This is a genomic window from Bradyrhizobium sp. JR3.5 (assembly GCF_054057015.1).
The window spans coordinates 6000372-6016278 of sequence record NZ_JBSRYV010000002.1; the positions used below are offsets into that span (position 1 = coordinate 6000372).

Genomic DNA, 15907 nt, shown 5'->3' on the forward strand with positions numbered 1-15907 from the left:
GACGCATCCGCGCCCAAGGCAATTTTGTCGAATACGCGGCTCTCGGGATTATCTCGCTGGGCTGGTCGAGGCGCATGCCGTTCCGGCCTGGATCGTCGTTGCCATCGGAGCAACGCTCGCATCTGGGCGGCTGCTGCATGCAATCGGCATGCTTGGCGGATCGGCGCTGGTGCGCGGCTTTGGAATGCTCTTGACTTATGCGGCGCTGCTTGTCGCGGCTGGACGGATCATCATGGATGCTGTCCTTTGAGGCGGCGCCGCGCTTTAGGATGGGTGGAATGCAGCGAAACCCGTGGTCCCTCCGCGCGGGCACTTGATGCGTATCGCTTCCGCCCTCGTTCTTCGAGCTATGGCGCACCAGTCGCTCCACTCGTCGGATGCGACTATTTCAGTTGTGTGTTTGCGATCGGCATGATCGACGCGACGTGCCAGCCGTTTGCATCGTGAACCAACGTCTGGCTGATCAGGAACTTGTTGTCTTGCGACGGCTGGCCCGGAAGGCCCCGCGTGAAAACGATCGGAACAAGGATCTGCATGACGTCGCTTGAGACCACCGCGGCACGGAATTGCGACATGTCGGGCTCGAGATGCCATGTGCCCTGGTAGTATTCCTTGAACCGATCGGCGACGGCATCGGGCCCTCTGGTCTCGACGCCTCGCCCGTACCAAAGCATGTCGGGTGAATTCCACAGCATCGCCTTCACGCCGGTGACGTCATGGGCATTTTGCGCGGCGACGAATTTGGCAAAGAACCCGCGCGCCTCGGCTTCACCGGCGGCGGCGGATACTCGCCAGCCCGCGGCGATCGCCAATGCGATAAGGAGAAATGCGGTGCTGACCGAGCGATGGCGCATGAAGGCCGAGAGGTTGCTAGGCATGGTGCGAGCCCTTATTGATGATATATATCATGATTGCATTCATGATGATTATCATGTATAGAGTCAAGCGGGTTCGGAGACGCGCACATGAAAGTGAGCAGGGAACAGGTCGCAGAACATCGCGCACGGATATTGGCTGTCGCCGCCAGCCTGTTTCGGCAGCGAGGCTTCGACGACGTCACTGTAGCTGAGGTGATGAAGGAGGCGGGCCTGACGCACGGCGCCTTTTACGGGCACTTCCCGTCCAAGGAGGCGCTGGTCGCGGAAGCAGTCGGGCAAGCGCTGCCCGTGGCGCCTGACACGGCCGAGCCGCGCCGCCGGGCGGGGGAATTTGCCAACGGTTATCTCAGCGTCAAGCACCGCGACAACCGCGCCACCGCTTGCCTGTTCTCAAGTCTGGGAACGGAAGCCGCGCGAGGCTCCGCTGATCTCCGGCAAAAAATGACCGCAGCCGTCCGCAGCCGGATCGATCATCTCACTGTTGATGCAGGGGGCGACACGCCGCGGGGGAAGCGGCGCGCAGCGATCGCCGCTTGGTCGGCCATGGTCGGCGCGATGGTGCTTGCCCGTTTGGTCGACGATGAGAAACTCTCAAAGGAAATCCTGAGCGAGACGCGGGCGTCTCTTCCTTTTGCATAGGGAGCACCGCGCAGGACGGACCAGCGCAGCGCGACCCGTCGCTACAACTCGACGAGACGGCGAATGCGCTGTGCTGATCCGTCCGGCGGGTTTGCAGGTCGTGATGGCGAGCGGGCGCTTCGCGATGTCGCCAAAGCACCTACGAATTCCGCCAGCCCTGCCGCGGCTCGCCGACTCGTGACCAAAGCGATCGCTTGCCATATCGAGACCAATTGGTCTATATATCGGCAATGAGCCGCCAAGCCCCAGTGCAATCGCTCCGTGGTCGCCCGCGAAGCTTCGACATCGAAGCCGCCGTCGAACGCGCCATGGATGTGTTCTGGTCGCGCGTGTAAGGGGGGGGGGGGGGGCTATCACGCCACGGCGCTGCCGGACCTGCTGCGTGCGACGAAGCTCTCGCGTGGCAGTCTTTACGCCGCTTTCGGCGACAAGCACTCGCTCTTCCTGCGCGCGCTCGATCGCTACATTGCCGATGCGCTGACTCGGATGGATGTCGAACTCGACCCCCGCAAGGAACCGGTCGCCGGCCTGCGGGCCTACCTTGCCGGTTACGTCGAGCGCGCCAGCGGCGCCAATGGTCGGCGCGGATGCCTGCTGGTGGCGACAGCCATGGAACTGGCCGGCCATGATGCCGAGGTTGGCCGTCGCGTCGCGGGTTTTTTCAAAACTATGGAGGCCAGGGTGGCAGACGTACTGTCTCGCGCGGAGGCAGCGGGCAGATTGGCCGATGGCGTCGAGCCTGCAAGTGCCGCCCGAATTCTCGTCTGTTTCGTTTGGGGGTTACGGGTGGTCGCCAAAACGGCACAGACACGGATCACATGGCAAGCCACCGCTGACGCGCTTCTCGATCGCTTCATCAGATAAACAATAAGCCATGGACGCTCTCGCTATTGGTGCGCCCATATTTGGACTGATCGGTCTTGAAAGGAATGATGCCATGACTGCCATCCAGATCGTCTGCGCAGTGGCCGTTCCCCTGCTCTGGGGTTTTCAGTTCGTGGCCATCAAGGTGGGCGTCACGGAGTTTCCGCCGCTGTTCTTCCTCGCACTGCGCTTCCTGGCGATCGCGCTGCTGCTTGTTCCGTTCGTCAAAAAACCCACGCGTCAACAGTTCGGCCCTATCGCAGCTATTTCGATCTTCCTAGGTGGACTGAACTTCGGGCTGTTCTATGTTGGTCTTGGGCTCGGCTCGGGAAGCATATCGGCTGTCGCATATCAACTCGCGCCGCCTTTCACCGTCCTGCTGGCCTGGCCGCTGCTCGCGGAGAGGCCGTCTCTCGTCACGTCAGCCGGAGTGCTGCTTGCATTCGCTGGCGTGGTGGTGTTGGCAGCGGGGCCGGGGCTGTCCGCAAACGCGCTTCCGCTGCTGCTTGTGGTCGGGGCAGCCTTCGCGTTCGCGGTGTCCAACGTCCTGACGAAACGCTACGGCCCGTTTGATCCCCTGATGCTGATGGGATGGTCGTCGCTGCTCACGGTGCCGCAGGTGATGTTGATGTCGTTGCTGCTCGAATATGGACAAGCGGCCAGCCTTGTCACGGCTGATGGACGTGGCTGGCTGGCGCTCGCCTACACGATCTTCATCGGAGGCATCGTCGGGTTTGGCCTCTGGTTCTGGCTGATCGGGCGTTGCTCGATGAGCCGCGTCGCCCCGTTCGGTCTGCTGCTTCCGGTGTTCGCCCTGATCTCGAGCGTGATGTTCCTTGGCGATCAGGTGACGCCGAAGCTGGTTGTCGGCGGGCTGCTCGCGATCTCCGGCGTCGCCATCACACAGGTACGACCGGCGCAACTGCGTAGGGCGGATTAGCCGACCGGGTCCGCGCGAAGCACGGCCCGATGACGGGCTCCGGCGCCCCAATCCGCCGTTGCATCCGAAGAAAGAACGGCGGATTACGTTTCGCTAATTCGCCCTACGCGCCTCGCCGCTACAGCGTCACCACGATCTTGCCGAGGTGCTCGTTGGCATGTGTTCGAACACCTTGCCGATATCGGCGAATTTGTAGGCCTGGTCGCTCGACAGCTGCAGCTTGCGCGCCTCGACCGCGGGCCAGATGTCCTTGCGCACCTCGTCGATGATTTCTCTGACCTCCTCGATCGAGCGGGTGCGGAAGGTGCCGCCGAGATGCTCTTCACGCGCTGTCGAAGACCGCTCCACTCAGTCATTTTGCTGACGCATTCTCTGTCTTAGACGGGCGCGAAACTGAAGACACGGTGTGAGGACCGCCCTTGTTCTCATAATGGTTCCGTCGCCGGAACTGGCGCGAATCCGCAAAGAATTGGCACGCGTTAACGCCTCCGCGTTCGTTTGACGATGTTTTGCGGCATCGGGAACCGGACGATCGAAAAAAATCAATCAAAGGAGTTATGATGCTGTTCGGCTCGAGCGCCGCGATTTGCGGCGCGCTGGTTGCGCTCGCCATTTCTGGCACCGCTGCTCGAAGTGAAAACGGTGCGGTTCATTCAAGCGCCGTCGTCAACGCCGCGTGTGAGGATGCGATCGTTGGCGCGGCATCCATGTACAATCCGTTCAAGCCCGGCAAGGAGGAGGGCGGTCCGAGCACTGCCTCCGGCGAGCGCTATGATCGCTCGGTCTGGGCGGCTGCCATCAAAACGAGTTTGCGTGGGAAGTTTGGTGGGGTCCAATTTGGCGCGAGGCCGAAATATGCCCTCGTCGAGGCTGTCGGCAAGAAGGTCATCGTGAAGATAAATGACGTGGGGCCACTACGGCCTGGCCGCATCATTGACCTCAATGAGCGGACGATGCGCTATTTCGATCCAAGCCTGGAGCTCGGAGTCATTGGTGGCGTAAAGGTCAGCCCGCTTGCGGGGGATTATTGGATTCCCGGACCGGTCGGCTGAACACTGCACGCGAAAGAGCCAGAGCACAGCACGCAGCAGGCGCGGATTAGCGCACCGGGTGCGCGCGAAGCGCGGCCCGATGACAGGCTCCGGCATCGTCCGCGCTTGCATCCGTCAAAAGAGGACGGATTAGGTTTCGCCAGTCCGCCCATCGCTCGCAATGACGATGACAATCGCTGGAGCCTGCTGCTACAGCGTCACCACGATCTTGCCGAGGTGCTTGTTGGCTTCCATGTGTTCGAATGCCTTGCCGATGTCGGCGAATTTGTAGACTTGGTCGATCGGCAGCTGCAGCTTGCGCGCCTCGACCGCGGGCCAGATGTCCTTGCGCACCTCGTCAAAGATTTCTCTGACCTCCTCGATCGAGCGGGTGCGGAAGGTGACGCCGATGTAGTGGATGCGGCGCGCCGCGTGCAGGTCGAAGTTGAAATCGGCATGGGCGCCGCCGAGCCGGCCGACATTGACGATGCGGCCCTTGACCTTGGTCGCCTTGAGGTTCTGGTTCGCGACGGGTCCCGAGATCTGATCGACGATCAGATCGACGCCTTCGCCACCGGTGGCCTGCAACACCTGATCGACCCAGCCGGGGTCTTTGGAATCCACCGCGAGATCGGCGCCGAATTCCTTTAAGCGCCCGCGGCGCATCGCATCGGTCGAGGATCCCACCACGAGCTTCGCGCCCTTCAGCTTTGCGATCTGCATCGCCATCAGGCCGACGCCGGAACTTGCCCCCTGGATCAGCACGGTCTGGCCCGCCCGCAGCGCGCCGTTGGTGACGACGGCATTGTGCATGGTGGCGAGCGCGACGGGCAGGGTGGCGGCCTCGTCGAAGTTCATGTTCGATGGGCTGCGGAACAGCCTGCCGTGATCGGCGAGCGTGTACTCGGCGAACGCCGCGCCGCCCGAGCCCATGATCTTGTCGCCGACCTTGACACCCTTGGCATCGGGGCCGAGTTCGGCAACCTCGCCAGCCCATTCCATGCCGAGCACGGTGCCGACGCCGCCGGCCGCGCCGTGGGCGTGGCCCTTGGTCATGCCGAGATCGGCGCGGTTCAGCCCGCAGGCGTGAACCTTGACCAGCACCTGCGTGCCCTTCGGCGTGGGCTTCGCAACGTCGGTGATTTCAGGGCCGTTGGCTCCGTACACATAGGCTTTCATGGGCTTCTTCTCGTTGTGTCGTCGAATTCGAGGTGACTCTGAGCTCCGTCATCCTGAGGAGCGCGCAGCGCGTCTCGAAGGATGAACGGCTCCGGCCGGTGGCCGTCGACCCTTCGAGGGCCGCTGAAGAAGCGGCCACCTCAGGGTGACGGATCGCTACTCGATGCTTACTCCGCGGCCTGGCGCTTGCCCACCGATGTCATGCGGTCCAGACGCTCGCGGATGATCGCTTCCGCCTCGCTCACGATGCGCGAGATCAGTTCGGCGCAGGACGGAATGTCGTGGATCAGGCCCTGCACCTGGCCGGCCGACCAGATGCCTTCGTCGGCATCGCCGGTGGCGTAGACCATCTTGCCGCGGGCGCCGGCGACCAGCTCGCGCACGTCCTCGAACTTGGCGCCTTCCTTCTCCATCTGCACGACCTTGGTCGAGACCGCATTCTTGGCGACGCGCGAGGTGTTGCGCATGGTGCGGAAGATCAGCTCGGTCTCGCGCTCGTCATTGGCGACGATGCGTTCCTTCACCAGCTGATGGATCGGGCTTTCCTTGGTGCACATGAAACGCGTGCCCATGTTGATGCCTTCGGCACCGAGCGCCAGCGCTGCGACGAGGCCGCGGGCATCGCCGAAGCCGCCCGAGGCGATCATCGGGATCTTCACCTTGTCGGCAGCGGCCGGAATCAGGATCAGGCCGGGGGTGTCGTCCTCGCCCGGATGGCCGGCGCATTCAAAGCCGTCGATCGAGATCGCGTCGGCGCCCATCCGCTCGGCGGACAGCGCGTGGCGGACGCTGGTGCATTTGTGCAGCACCTTGATGCCGTGCCGCTTGAACTCGTCGACGTGTTCCTGCGGCTTGTTGCCGGCGGTCTCGACGATCTTGATGCCGCTCTCGATGATGACCTGGCGGTATTCGGCATAAGGCGGCGGCTTGATCGCGGGCAGGATGGTCAGGTTCACGCCGAACGGCTTGTCGGTCATCTCGCGGCAGCGCGCGATTTCCTTGCGCAGATCGTCCGGCGTCGGCTGCGTCAGCGCCGTGATCATGCCGAGCGCGCCGGCATTGGCGACGGCGGCAACCAGCTCCGCGCGCCCGACCCATTGCATGCCGCCCTGCACGATCGGGTGGTCGACGCCGAACATTTCGGTGAAGCGTGTCTTGATCATTCTGCCCTCGTTTCCATCAGAATTTTCCGCGACGCGGACGGCCGCGCACGCTGTTGTTTTTGGATGTCGAGGGAAGGATGCAGTCCTGTCCGGCAAATGTCTACCGGCGACCTGCGGCGCGCCCATGCGGAAATGACGGGGCGCGGCAGTCAGGCGAGGGCGAAGTCTTTGGTTGTTTGCTCCAGGCGCCGGTGATCGGCACGCAGCGCCTGGCCGAGAGCAATGACAAGCGAGATGTTTGTTACGCCGGCACCGCGTCCTTCTTCGACGCCGAAGTTTCCTCGTCGAACGCGGCCGCGATGTCGCGCATGCTGATGACGCCGATCAGGCTGTAATTGTCGATCACGGGCACGTGGCGAATGTGGTGCTTGGTCATGAGATGACGGATGTGCTCGAGCGTATCGCTCGAGGTGCACGACACCAGCTGCTGTACCGAGACGAACTGCGAGACCTTCATGCTGGCGCCGGCCGCACCGTGCTCGGCAATCGCACGCACCACGTCGCGCTCGGTGAACATGCCGACGGCGGTGTTGCCCTCGGTGCGAACGACATCCTTGACCACCAGCGCGCTGATATTGCTGGCGCGCATCAATTGCGCGGCGATCGCCACCGTCTCGTTCATGCGAACCGTGGCAACGCGAGGGGTCTTCTTGCGCAGGATATCTCCGACTTGCATGGCAACCTCCTTGGTTATCGTTGATTGGATTCTGGTATACAAAATGCCAATTGTCAACGCGGCCGTTAGGGAAATCTACCACCAGGAAACCGCCGAAATAGGCAGAGTCGCTGACGTTTCGGACGATTGTGACCTGGTGTGAGCGGGTTGGCCATCTGCCGTCCTTGGCGTATCTGGTATCTGGCATCCCTGCGCTCCCCAAACGAAAGAGGCGCACCGAAGTGCGCCTCTATCAGTCCACCAGGAAGTCCCGAAATCAGGCCGGTATTTCAAGCCGCCATTTCAGGCCGACATTTCAGGCCGTCTTGGCATTCGTCGTGGTCTCGGCAGCGGCCGCGGCAGCCTCGTTGCCGTTGATGAAGGCGCGGCGCATCGGCTTGATCACGAACAGCGCCATCAGTGCCGCGGTGGCGTTGAGCGCAACCGCGATCACGAACACCGCCTGCCAGCCATAGCTGGCGGCAACGATGCTGGCGGCCGGCACCAACAGCGCGGCGGTGCCCTTCGCGGTGTAGAGCATGCCGTTGTTGGTGGTCGCGAACTTCGAGCCGAAGGTGTCGCCGGAGGTCGCCGGGAACAAAGAGTAGATCTCGCCGAACACGCCGAAATAGACCGCGGTCGCCAGCACGAACACCAGCGGGTTATGGCCCCAGGTGGACAACGTCAGCAGCATCAGCGCGCCGGTGCCGAACGCGATGAACATGGTGTGCTCGCGGCCGATATTGTCGGAGACCCAGCCGAAGAACGGCCGTCCGAACCCGTCGAAGATGCGGTCGAGCGAGATCGCAAAGGTCAGAGCGGCCATCTGGAAGCCGGCGAGCGAGACCGGCGTAGTGGCGATCTTGTAGTCGTGCGCGATCGGCGCGATCTGCGCTGCCGCCATCAGGCCGCCGGATGCAACCATCACGAACACCAGATACATCACCCAGAAGATCGGGCTGCGCAGCACCTGCGGCGGCGTGAAGTCGATCTTGGTCTGCGGCAGATTGAGCTGCTTCTTCTTCGGCGGGATCGTGACCGCAGGCTTCTGGATGAAGAAGGCGAGCAGGAACACGATCAGGCCTTGCCCTATGCCGAAATCGAAGAACGCGGTCTGATAGCCGCTCGAGGCGATCATGTTGGCGATCGGCACGACGGTCAGCGCCGCGCCGGCGCCAAAGCCCGCGGCGGTTGCGCCGGCGGCGAGGCCGCGGCGATCGGGAAACCATTTCAGCGCATTGCCGACGCAGGTGCCGTACACCGAGCCGGCGCCGATGCCGCCGATGACCGCCGCGGTGTAGAGCAAAGTGAGTGAATCCGCGTAGGAGTTCAGCACCCAGGACAGCGTGATCATGACGCCGCCGAACATGATGACGATCCGCGGGCCGTATTTGTCGACGAACCAGGCTTCGACCGGCACCAGCCAGGTCTCGGTCACCACGAAGATCGTGAAGGCGAACTGGATCGCCGCGCGGCCCCAGTGATGCGCGCCGTCGATCGGATCGACGAACAGCGTCCAGCCATATTGCAGGTTCGCGATCATCGCCATGCAGACGATGCCCATGACGAGCTGCAGCCAGCGGAAGCCACTGGACGAAGGTTGAGCTTGTGTTACGGCGGCATTGCTGGAAACCATCGAATCCTCCCGAGCGCGCCTGGTCTTGTGACCCAGTGTCGCAATTCTTGTGGCGTATCGTCGCAAGCGCTTAACGGGAGGTTGGTATACTATATTCCAGAAAGCAAGCCCATCTTTCTGCTGCATTGCAGCAAAACTGGCATACGACGCGCCCATTCGGGCTGCTCGTGAACGCCGAAAATGAAACGCCCGGCGTTCGGCCGGGCGCTTTCGTCAGCAGAAGATTGGCGCGTTGCTAAGCCATCGCCGCCGATTTCGCGACCACGATTTTCCGCCATGGCTTGAGCACGGCGATCGCGAGCAGCGAGGCAAGGATGTTGGCGCCGGCTGCGATGATGAACACGTTGTCCCAATGGCCCGACGACTGCTGCATGTAGTTGGCGATCGGCACCAACAGCGCGGCGGTGCCTTTCGCGGTGTAGAGCAGGCCCGCATTCGTCGTCGCGAACTTGGCGCCGAACGTGTCGGTGCAGGTCGAGGGGAACAGCGAATAGATCTCGCCCCAGGCAAAGAACACGAAGCCCGAGAGCAGCACGAACCAGACCGGGTCGTGGCCCCAGAGGTAGAGCATCCAGATGCCGAAGCCTTCCATGCCGAAGGCGATGAACATCGTGTTCTCGCGGCCGATCATGTCGGAGATCCAGCCGAAGAACGGACGCGTCAGACCGTTGAGGACGCGGTCGATGGTGGCCGCGAAGGTCACGGCCGTCATCGTCACCGCCATCAGCGTGACCGGCACGCTGTCGACCTTCCAGTCGACCGCGATCGGCTTCAGGTTCGCCGTCACCATCAGGCCGCCGGCGCCGACGATCACGAACATGAAGTACATCAGCCAGAAGATCGGCTGCCGCAGCACTTCGGTCGGTTGATAGTTGCGCCGGGTCTGGATGATGTTGGCGTTCGCCACGACGGCCGGCACCTGACCGGCCTTCGGCGCGAGCAGGAAGAAGGCGAGCAGCACGATGATGATGCCCTGGCCGAGACCGAAATAGAGGAAGGTGGTCTGGAAGCCGGAGTCCTTGATCATCGCCTGGATCGGCGCCACCGTGAGTGCGGAGCCCGCGCCGAAGCCGGCTGCGGTGATGCCCGCCGCAAGGCCGCGCTTGTCGGGAAACCATTTCAGCGCATTGCCGACGCAGGTGCCGTAGACGCCGCCGGCGCCGATGCCGGCGATGATCATGCCGAGATAGTAGCCGTTCAGCGAGGTCGCCTGCGCGTTGATCGCCCACCCGATCGCGCAGAGGATGCCGCCGATCAGCACGACCAAACGCGGACCGTATTTATCGACGAACCAGCCCTCGACCGGCACCAGCCAGGTCTCGAACAGCACGAAGAGCGTGAAGGCCCACTGGATCGATGCACGATCCCATCCGAACTTCTTCTGGATGTCAGGGACGAAGAACGTCCACCCGTATTGATAGTTTGCGATCATCACCATCGCGGCGACGCCGATCGCAAGTTGCATCCAGCGATAGGTATCGCTGACACGCGCGGCCGCGGGCGCCGCAGTTGCCTGAACCATGTCCGACATTGATCCTCCCAGTGCGCGCTTTGTCATTCTGCTTGTGGCGCGGCTCGGTCATCTTGGTATTTGATATGCCAAGGTTCAAGCTGTCGCAGAGGTTGCGTGCGCATATGCCGCAGAGGACTGAAGGCGGTCACCGCAATGAGAGTAATTCAGCGCGCAAAAAAATGGCCCCGAAAATCGGGGCCATTGGTCGAAGGTTCAATGTCAGATCGCAACTTGCGACGAAACGGTCTCGGTGCAGCGCGCGCGAAATCCTCAGGCCTCAGAGGCCGACGCGCGGCAGGTCGCCATTGCCGTTGGAGATCTCCGCGCTCTTCATCAGCAGGCGGTCGATCGAGGCCATCAGGCGGCCGAACAGCGTGGAGGAGGGCGCGAGCGTGAGGGCGGTGGTCTTGGACATTGGTGTCCCCTTTGGCTGGAGGGCCAGCAACGGGCCGGCTCATCATCTGCGGCCAAATTATGTATACCAGATGCCAGAGACAATGGGCTTGTTTGCATAGCAGCATGCGCGACTGTGCATTGCAGCAAAATGGGCTGATTGGCATCCCGGATCGGAGGGGAACGGGCGGAGCCCGGAGGTTCCGCCGGGTCAGAATCTCCAGCTAAAACAGGCCTTTACCGAGTGATCCTGCACCCGATCGGCAAGCTGTCCGACATAGGCGATGCCGACGCTGGCCTGCGGCGTGATCCGCAGGTCGAGCCCGCCTTCAACCAGCGCCGCGTTGCGCGCCAGCGGCCGGCCGGCCACGCTGAAACTGGTTCCCAGGCTCTGGAACGCGAGCGCCGCCGTCGGGGTGACATCGCCAAAGGCGTATTGCCAGGCCACCGAGGCCCGCGGCGTCAGCTGCATGCCGTTGGTCAAAGCGATGCTCGTGGCGATGCGGGCGCCGAGCGAGGAGTAGCCGACATCCTGGTTGCCGCCAGCGCCGCGCAGTGCGGCGGCGCCGCTGCCACCGGTCTCGGCAAAACTGTCGGTGTCGAGATGGGCCCAGGCGAGGCCGGCGAACGGCTCGAGCGCGATCTTGCCCAGGTTGAGGCCGTAGCCGATCTCGCCGAACACCTGCGCCGTGGTGGCGTTATAACGCGCCCGTGCGCTGTCGAAGAAATCGGGGAAGACGATCGAGCGGCTGGTGTCGAGCGTGCTGAAGCTTGCGCCGGCGCCGCCGCGCAGGTTGAACGCGCCGTAGCTCGCGCCGACATAGCCGGCGAGGTGCGCAGTTTCGATATCGGCCGAGCTGTTGCGATCGCCGACATGAACGGTCGAGCTGGTGTAGCCGCCGGCGATGCCGGCGATCCAGTTCGGTGCGAAGCGGCGATCGACGCCGCTGAAGAAGCCGGCGAGGTCACGCGTCATGCCCGCCGCATTGCCGTCGCCGTTCAGCCGGCCCCAGGCGCCGACGCCCTGGGACCAGAATGTGGTGTCCGGGATCGGCGCGGGGCCGGCGAGCGGCAGCGCCTTGATCGGAAACGCCGACCTCTCCGTGCCGGCATAGGCGAGCGCGGAGCTGACCGAGAGTGAGTCCATCGCGGCGGTCTGCGGGCCGCCCGAGCCGAGCGCGGCCATCGGCCCGCTGCCGCCGGCGAAGGCGGCCTGCCGCAGACGTCCCAGCACGGCATCGCGCAAATAGCGCGAGTCATCCAGCATCGCGGTCTGCGAGGAGGCGTGGACTTCGCCGGACAGTGCGTCGAACGCCTGCCGCGCGCCGGCAGCGCTCCGGTTCAGCACGGCGACCATCAACGGATCGCGCTGCTGTCCGCTCGCATCCAGTGCGCCGGCGACGGCGATCTGGTTCGGTGTCTGCGCGACGCTCGTGAGCGAGGTGGTGTTGCGGGCGAGCGTCAGGAACACGTCGTTGGCGTTGTAGCTCAGCGACGGGGTGAGGAATACCAGGCTGCTGGTGACGTCAATGAAGGTGCCGCTGACGCCGCCATTGGCGGTGAGGATGGTGTAGACGGTCTGCGGCGCATAGGTGCCGGTCTGCGCCAGCGCCAGCACGTTGCCGCCGCCGAGCGTTGCGGTGCCGGTGGCTGCGATCTTGTCGGACTGGCCGGCTGCATTGGCTTCGACCTGATAGATCGCGCCGGCTGCCAGGGACACGTTGCCGGCGACGTTCAACGTGCCGATCGAATTGCCCGGCGCGACCGTGCCGCCGCCGGCAACGCTGAGTCCGCCAATAGTGCCGATGCCGCCGATCGTCGCGCCGCTGCTCACGGTCACGGCACTGACGAGGCTTGCGCCCGCATGGGTGTCGTCGCCGACCACGAGCTTGCCGGCATTGACACTGGTCGTGCCGGTGTAAGTGCTCTGGCCGTTCAAGGTCAGCGTGCCGGCGCCGAGCTGATCGACATTGCGCGGTACCGCCGATCGACCCGGAGAATGTCACGGCGTCGGCGCGGTTGAAGGCAAGCGTGCCGTTGTCGGTGACGTTGCCGGTGATCGAGCCGGCCGTGCCGCCGTTGCCGATCTGCAGCGTACCCTGCGAGATCGTGGTGCCGCCGAGGTAATTGTTGGTGCCGGTGAAGATGGTGGTGCCGGTGCCCCTCTGCTCGAACGCGCCGCTGCCGGTGACCGTGCTGCCGAAAGTGTAGGTGTCGGAGCGGTTGATGGCGAAGATGCCGTTGGGGACCACCACCCGGCCAAGGAAGGAGCCGGAGGTGCCACCGTCGCCGAGCTGCAGCGTGCCTGCGCTGATTCCGATGCCGCCGGTCAAGCTGCTGTTGCCGGTCAAGGTCAGCGTTCCGGCGCCGAGCTTGTACAGCGAGCCATTTCCGGCGATCGACTGACCCAGGGTGAAATTGTTGGCGGCATCGGCGATATCGAATGCGCCGTCGCCGGTTCCCAGGTTGATGGCGCGCGTGGTGCCGGTGAAGCTGGTGCCGGTGACCCGCAGCGTGCCGCCGGTGTTGAAGTTCAATGCGCCGGCCGCGGCGCCGAGATTGCTGTCCGAGGATGCCGACAAGGTGCCCAACGAAATGGTGGTGCCACCGCCATAGCTGTTGGTGCCGGTCAGGATGGTGGTGCCTTTACCGCGCAGTTCGAACGAACCGCTGCCCGAGATGTTGCCGCCGAACGTATAGGTGTCGGAGCGGTTGACGGCAAAGATGCCATTGTTCACCACGTTGCCGGCGATCGAACCCGAGGTGCCGCCGTCGCCGAGCTGCAGCGTGCCGGCCGAGATAGTGGTGCCACCGGCATAGACGTTGCTGCCGGTCAGGATCGTGGTGCCGGTGCCGCTCTGCACGAATTTGCCGCTGCCCGAAATGCTGCCACCGAACGTATAGGTATCGGAGCGGTTGACGGCGAGGGTGCCGTTGTTCGTCACGTTGCCGATGATGGAGCCCGATGTTCCGCCGTCGCCGAGCTGTAACGTGCCGGCGGAGATGGTGGTGCCGCCTGTATAGCTGCCGGTGCCGGCCAGCACCTGCTTGTAGTTGCCGCTCTTGATCAAGCCGCCCGCGCCGGACACGGCACCATAATAGAAAGCGGTGGTGATGTTCGAATTCAGGCTCATGGTGAGATTGCCGCCGGCGAGATCGACGGTGCCGGTGTCGGTCGTCCCGGACGATAGGGTCGCGACCGTCTCATTGCTGAGCAGGCGCAGCGTGCTGTTGCCGAGGACGAAGACGCTGGAGTTGTCGCCGATGGCGTTGCCGCCTTGCACGGCCAGGGTGCCGCCGAGCAACTGCGTGCCACCCGTATAGGTGTTGTTGCCCGACAGCGTCAGGGTGCCGTCGCCGGTCTTGGTGAAGAGGCCGTTGCCGCTGATCGAGCCGGCGAAGGCGCTGTCGTCACTGCGATTGAAGATGAGCCGGCCGTTGTTGACGACGTTGCCGGCGATTGCGCCCGAGGAGCCGCCGTTGCCGACCTGCAGGGTGCCGTTCGAGATGGTAGTGCCGCCGTTATAAGAGTTGTTGCCGGTCAGGATAGTGGTGCCGGTGCCGCTCTGCACGAAGGCGCCGCTGCCCGAGATGGCGCCGGCGAGCGTGAAGGTGTCGGAGCGCTTGACCGCGAGCGTGCCGTTGTTCACCGCGTCGCCGGTGATCGCGCCCGAGCTGCCGCCGTTGCCGACCTGCAGCGTGCCCTGCGAGATGGTGGTGCCGCCGTTATAAGAGTTGTTGCCGGTCAGAATGGTGGTGCCGGTGCCACTCTGCACGAAGCTGCCGCTGCCCGAGATGGCGCCGGCGAGCGTGTAGGTGTTGGAGCGTTGGACCGCGAGCGTTCCGTTGTTCACAACGTCGCCGGTGATCGAACCCGAGGTGCCGCCATTGCCGAGTTGCAGCGTGCCGGCCGAGATCGTGGTGCCGCCGCTGTAGTTGTTGTTGCCGGTGAAGGTCAGCGTTCCAGCGCCGGACTTGGTCAGCGCGCCGCTGCCTGTGAACGCGTTGCTCACGACGAAGTTGTTGGCACCGTTGACGATCTCGAAGCCGCCGCCGCCCCAATTGATGGTCCGCGACGTGCCGGTGTAGCCCGTGCCGGTCACCTGCAAGGTGCCGCCATTGAAGGTCAGGGGACCCGAGGCGCCACCGAGATTGGTGTCCGACGACACCGACAACTTTCCGCCCGAAAGCGTCGTTCCGCCGGTGTAGGTGTTGGCGCCGGCGAGCACGATCATGTCCAGCCCGTTGACCGCTACGCTGCCCGCCCCGGACACCACGCCAGAGACCGAAAGGCCGACCGCGCCCGAGTTGAAGACAACGACGGAGCTGGAGCCGAGCCTGATGTTGTTGCTGAGCGTCAGCCCGGAGTTGAGCGCGGCGACGGTCGCGCCGGCGCCGCTGATCAACTGGACGTCGCCGACGATCGTCGAGCCGGTGAACAGGTTCAGCGAATTGCCGGTTCCGCCGAACCGAGATCGCGGTCCCGTAGGTCAGACCATCATTGTTGAGGCCGCCGCGGATCACGCCGTGATTGTTGATGACGGTGCTGCCATTGGTCATGATGCCGACGCCGGCGGCCGCGCCGTTTGCGTCGCCCCCCGCGATGGTGCCGTTGTTCGTCACCACGCCCATGCCGACGAAATTGATGCCGGTGCCGCTGTCGCCGGCGGATGCACCGATCCCGCCTTTCCCGCCGACGACGGTGCCGAAGTTGTCGATCGACGTCGCATTGCCGAGGACGAGTATGCCGTCGCCACCGCCGCCGCCACCGCCGGGGTTGCCGCCGACACCACCGGCTCCGCCACGGCCTCCCGTGATCGTCGCGGTGTTGCTATAAAGCGGGCCGAGCGCGGTGGAGACGATGCCCGCGCCGCCGCCACCACCGCCTCCGCCGTTGCTTGCGCTGCCGGAGGTGCCACTTCCGCCGACGCCACCTGCGCCGCCCGTGATATCGCTGCTGATGTTCAGCGATGACGCTGAGGAGAAATAGGCTCCGCTGCCACCGCCGCCGCCACC

General features: G+C 64.0%; 14 protein-coding genes and 2 pseudogenes. 6 read left to right on the forward strand and 10 right to left on the reverse strand.

What is annotated here, in order from left to right:
* Positions 1 to 103: 103 nt before the first annotated feature.
* Positions 104 to 250 carry an MAPEG family protein gene (locus tag ACVWW1_RS45420; protein ID WP_456660821.1) on the forward strand — a complete coding sequence of 49 codons (147 nt, stop codon included), beginning with the start codon at positions 104 to 106 and terminating at the stop codon, positions 248 to 250.
* Between the two features lie 133 nt (positions 251 to 383).
* Here the strand turns inward: ACVWW1_RS45420 and ACVWW1_RS45425 are convergent, their stop codons facing one another.
* Entirely contained in the window at positions 384 to 878 is a 495-nt protein-coding gene (locus ACVWW1_RS45425) for a nuclear transport factor 2 family protein (protein WP_456660368.1), read from the reverse strand.
* Positions 879 to 965: 87 nt separating this feature from the next.
* Between ACVWW1_RS45425 and ACVWW1_RS45430 the strand changes: the two genes are divergently transcribed.
* The 3 genes from ACVWW1_RS45430 (at position 966) to ACVWW1_RS45440 (ending at position 3321) form a co-directional block, all read left to right on the forward strand.
* The gene (locus ACVWW1_RS45430; RefSeq protein ID WP_456660369.1) at positions 966 to 1517 is read left to right on the forward strand and encodes a TetR/AcrR family transcriptional regulator; all 552 of its coding nucleotides are present in this window, start codon (positions 966 to 968) and stop codon (positions 1515 to 1517) included.
* A gap of 261 nt (positions 1518 to 1778) precedes the next feature.
* A complete protein-coding gene (locus ACVWW1_RS45435) occupies positions 1779 to 2381 on the forward strand; it encodes a TetR/AcrR family transcriptional regulator (RefSeq protein WP_456660370.1) in 603 nt (200 codons plus the stop codon).
* Positions 2382 to 2454: 73 nt separating this feature from the next.
* Complete coding sequence (locus ACVWW1_RS45440) at positions 2455 to 3321, forward strand: DMT family transporter (protein ID WP_456660371.1); 867 nt, start codon at positions 2455 to 2457, stop codon at positions 3319 to 3321.
* A gap of 118 nt (positions 3322 to 3439) precedes the next feature.
* Here ACVWW1_RS45440 and ACVWW1_RS45445 read toward each other — a convergent pair.
* A pseudogene (locus ACVWW1_RS45445) lies at positions 3440 to 3633 on the reverse strand (quinone oxidoreductase); the annotation flags it as partial.
* 245 nt (positions 3634 to 3878) lie between these two features.
* Between ACVWW1_RS45445 and ACVWW1_RS45450 the strand changes: the two are divergent.
* Positions 3879 to 4373, forward strand: a complete 495-nt coding sequence (locus tag ACVWW1_RS45450) for an RlpA-like double-psi beta-barrel domain-containing protein (protein WP_456660372.1) — start codon at positions 3879 to 3881, stop codon at positions 4371 to 4373.
* A 189-nt stretch (positions 4374 to 4562) separates the two neighbouring features.
* On the opposite strand, the gene ACVWW1_RS45455 is transcribed toward ACVWW1_RS45450, so the two are convergent.
* The 8 genes and pseudogenes from ACVWW1_RS45455 to ACVWW1_RS45490 form a co-directional block, all read right to left on the reverse strand.
* Positions 4563 to 5531: a zinc-binding dehydrogenase gene (locus ACVWW1_RS45455; protein WP_456660373.1), complete on the reverse strand. Its 969-nt coding sequence runs from the start codon at positions 5529 to 5531 to the stop codon at positions 4563 to 4565.
* Positions 5532 to 5698: 167 nt separating this feature from the next.
* Positions 5699 to 6694 (reverse strand): NAD(P)H-dependent flavin oxidoreductase, encoded by a 996-nt coding sequence (locus tag ACVWW1_RS45460; RefSeq protein WP_207836626.1) that lies wholly within the window; start codon positions 6692 to 6694, stop codon positions 5699 to 5701.
* Between the two features lie 241 nt (positions 6695 to 6935).
* Positions 6936 to 7370: a CBS domain-containing protein gene (locus ACVWW1_RS45465; protein ID WP_173641874.1), complete on the reverse strand. Its 435-nt coding sequence runs from the start codon at positions 7368 to 7370 to the stop codon at positions 6936 to 6938.
* Positions 7371 to 7665: 295 nt separating this feature from the next.
* On the reverse strand, positions 7666 to 8985 hold the full coding sequence (gene oxlT / locus ACVWW1_RS45470) for an oxalate/formate MFS antiporter (protein WP_456660374.1): 1320 nt from the start codon (positions 8983 to 8985) through the stop codon (positions 7666 to 7668).
* Positions 8986 to 9220: 235 nt separating this feature from the next.
* Positions 9221 to 10516 (reverse strand): oxalate/formate MFS antiporter, encoded by a 1296-nt coding sequence (gene oxlT / locus ACVWW1_RS45475; protein ID WP_456660375.1) that lies wholly within the window; start codon positions 10514 to 10516, stop codon positions 9221 to 9223.
* Positions 10517 to 10775: 259 nt separating this feature from the next.
* Positions 10776 to 10913: a hypothetical protein gene (locus ACVWW1_RS45480; RefSeq protein WP_456660376.1), complete on the reverse strand. Its 138-nt coding sequence runs from the start codon at positions 10911 to 10913 to the stop codon at positions 10776 to 10778.
* Positions 10914 to 11102: 189 nt separating this feature from the next.
* A complete protein-coding gene (locus ACVWW1_RS45485; RefSeq protein WP_456660822.1) occupies positions 11103 to 12611 on the reverse strand; it encodes an autotransporter outer membrane beta-barrel domain-containing protein in 1509 nt (502 codons plus the stop codon).
* Positions 12612 to 12984: 373 nt separating this feature from the next.
* Positions 12985 to 15126: pseudogene (locus ACVWW1_RS45490) on the reverse strand (autotransporter-associated beta strand repeat-containing protein); the annotation flags it as partial.
* Between ACVWW1_RS45490 and ACVWW1_RS45495 the strand changes: the two are divergent.
* Complete coding sequence (locus tag ACVWW1_RS45495) at positions 15104 to 15865, forward strand: hypothetical protein (RefSeq protein WP_456660377.1); 762 nt, start codon at positions 15104 to 15106, stop codon at positions 15863 to 15865. The pseudogene ACVWW1_RS45490 and the gene ACVWW1_RS45495 overlap by 23 nt on opposite strands.
* Positions 15866 to 15907: the final 42 nt, after the last annotated feature.

Bases quoted from the DNA above. Each gene is read 5' to 3' on its own strand.
- ACVWW1_RS45425 (WP_456660368.1), bottom strand. From the start codon at position 878: ATGCCTAGCAACCTCTCGGCCTTCATGCGCCATCGCTCGGTCAGCACC.
- ACVWW1_RS45430 (WP_456660369.1), top strand. From the start codon at position 966: ATGAAAGTGAGCAGGGAACAGGTCGCAGAACATCGCGCACGGATATTG.
- ACVWW1_RS45440 (WP_456660371.1), top strand. From the start codon at position 2,455: ATGACTGCCATCCAGATCGTCTGCGCAGTGGCCGTTCCCCTGCTCTGG.
- ACVWW1_RS45450 (WP_456660372.1), top strand. From the start codon at position 3,879: ATGATGCTGTTCGGCTCGAGCGCCGCGATTTGCGGCGCGCTGGTTGCG.
- ACVWW1_RS45455 (WP_456660373.1), bottom strand. From the start codon at position 5,531: ATGAAAGCCTATGTGTACGGAGCCAACGGCCCTGAAATCACCGACGTT.
- ACVWW1_RS45460 (WP_207836626.1), bottom strand. From the start codon at position 6,694: ATGATCAAGACACGCTTCACCGAAATGTTCGGCGTCGACCACCCGATC.
- ACVWW1_RS45465 (WP_173641874.1), bottom strand. From the start codon at position 7,370: ATGCAAGTCGGAGATATCCTGCGCAAGAAGACCCCTCGCGTTGCCACG.
- oxlT (WP_456660374.1), bottom strand. From the start codon at position 8,985: ATGGTTTCCAGCAATGCCGCCGTAACACAAGCTCAACCTTCGTCCAGT.
- oxlT (WP_456660375.1), bottom strand. From the start codon at position 10,516: ATGTCGGACATGGTTCAGGCAACTGCGGCGCCCGCGGCCGCGCGTGTC.
- ACVWW1_RS45480 (WP_456660376.1), bottom strand. From the start codon at position 10,913: ATGTCCAAGACCACCGCCCTCACGCTCGCGCCCTCCTCCACGCTGTTC.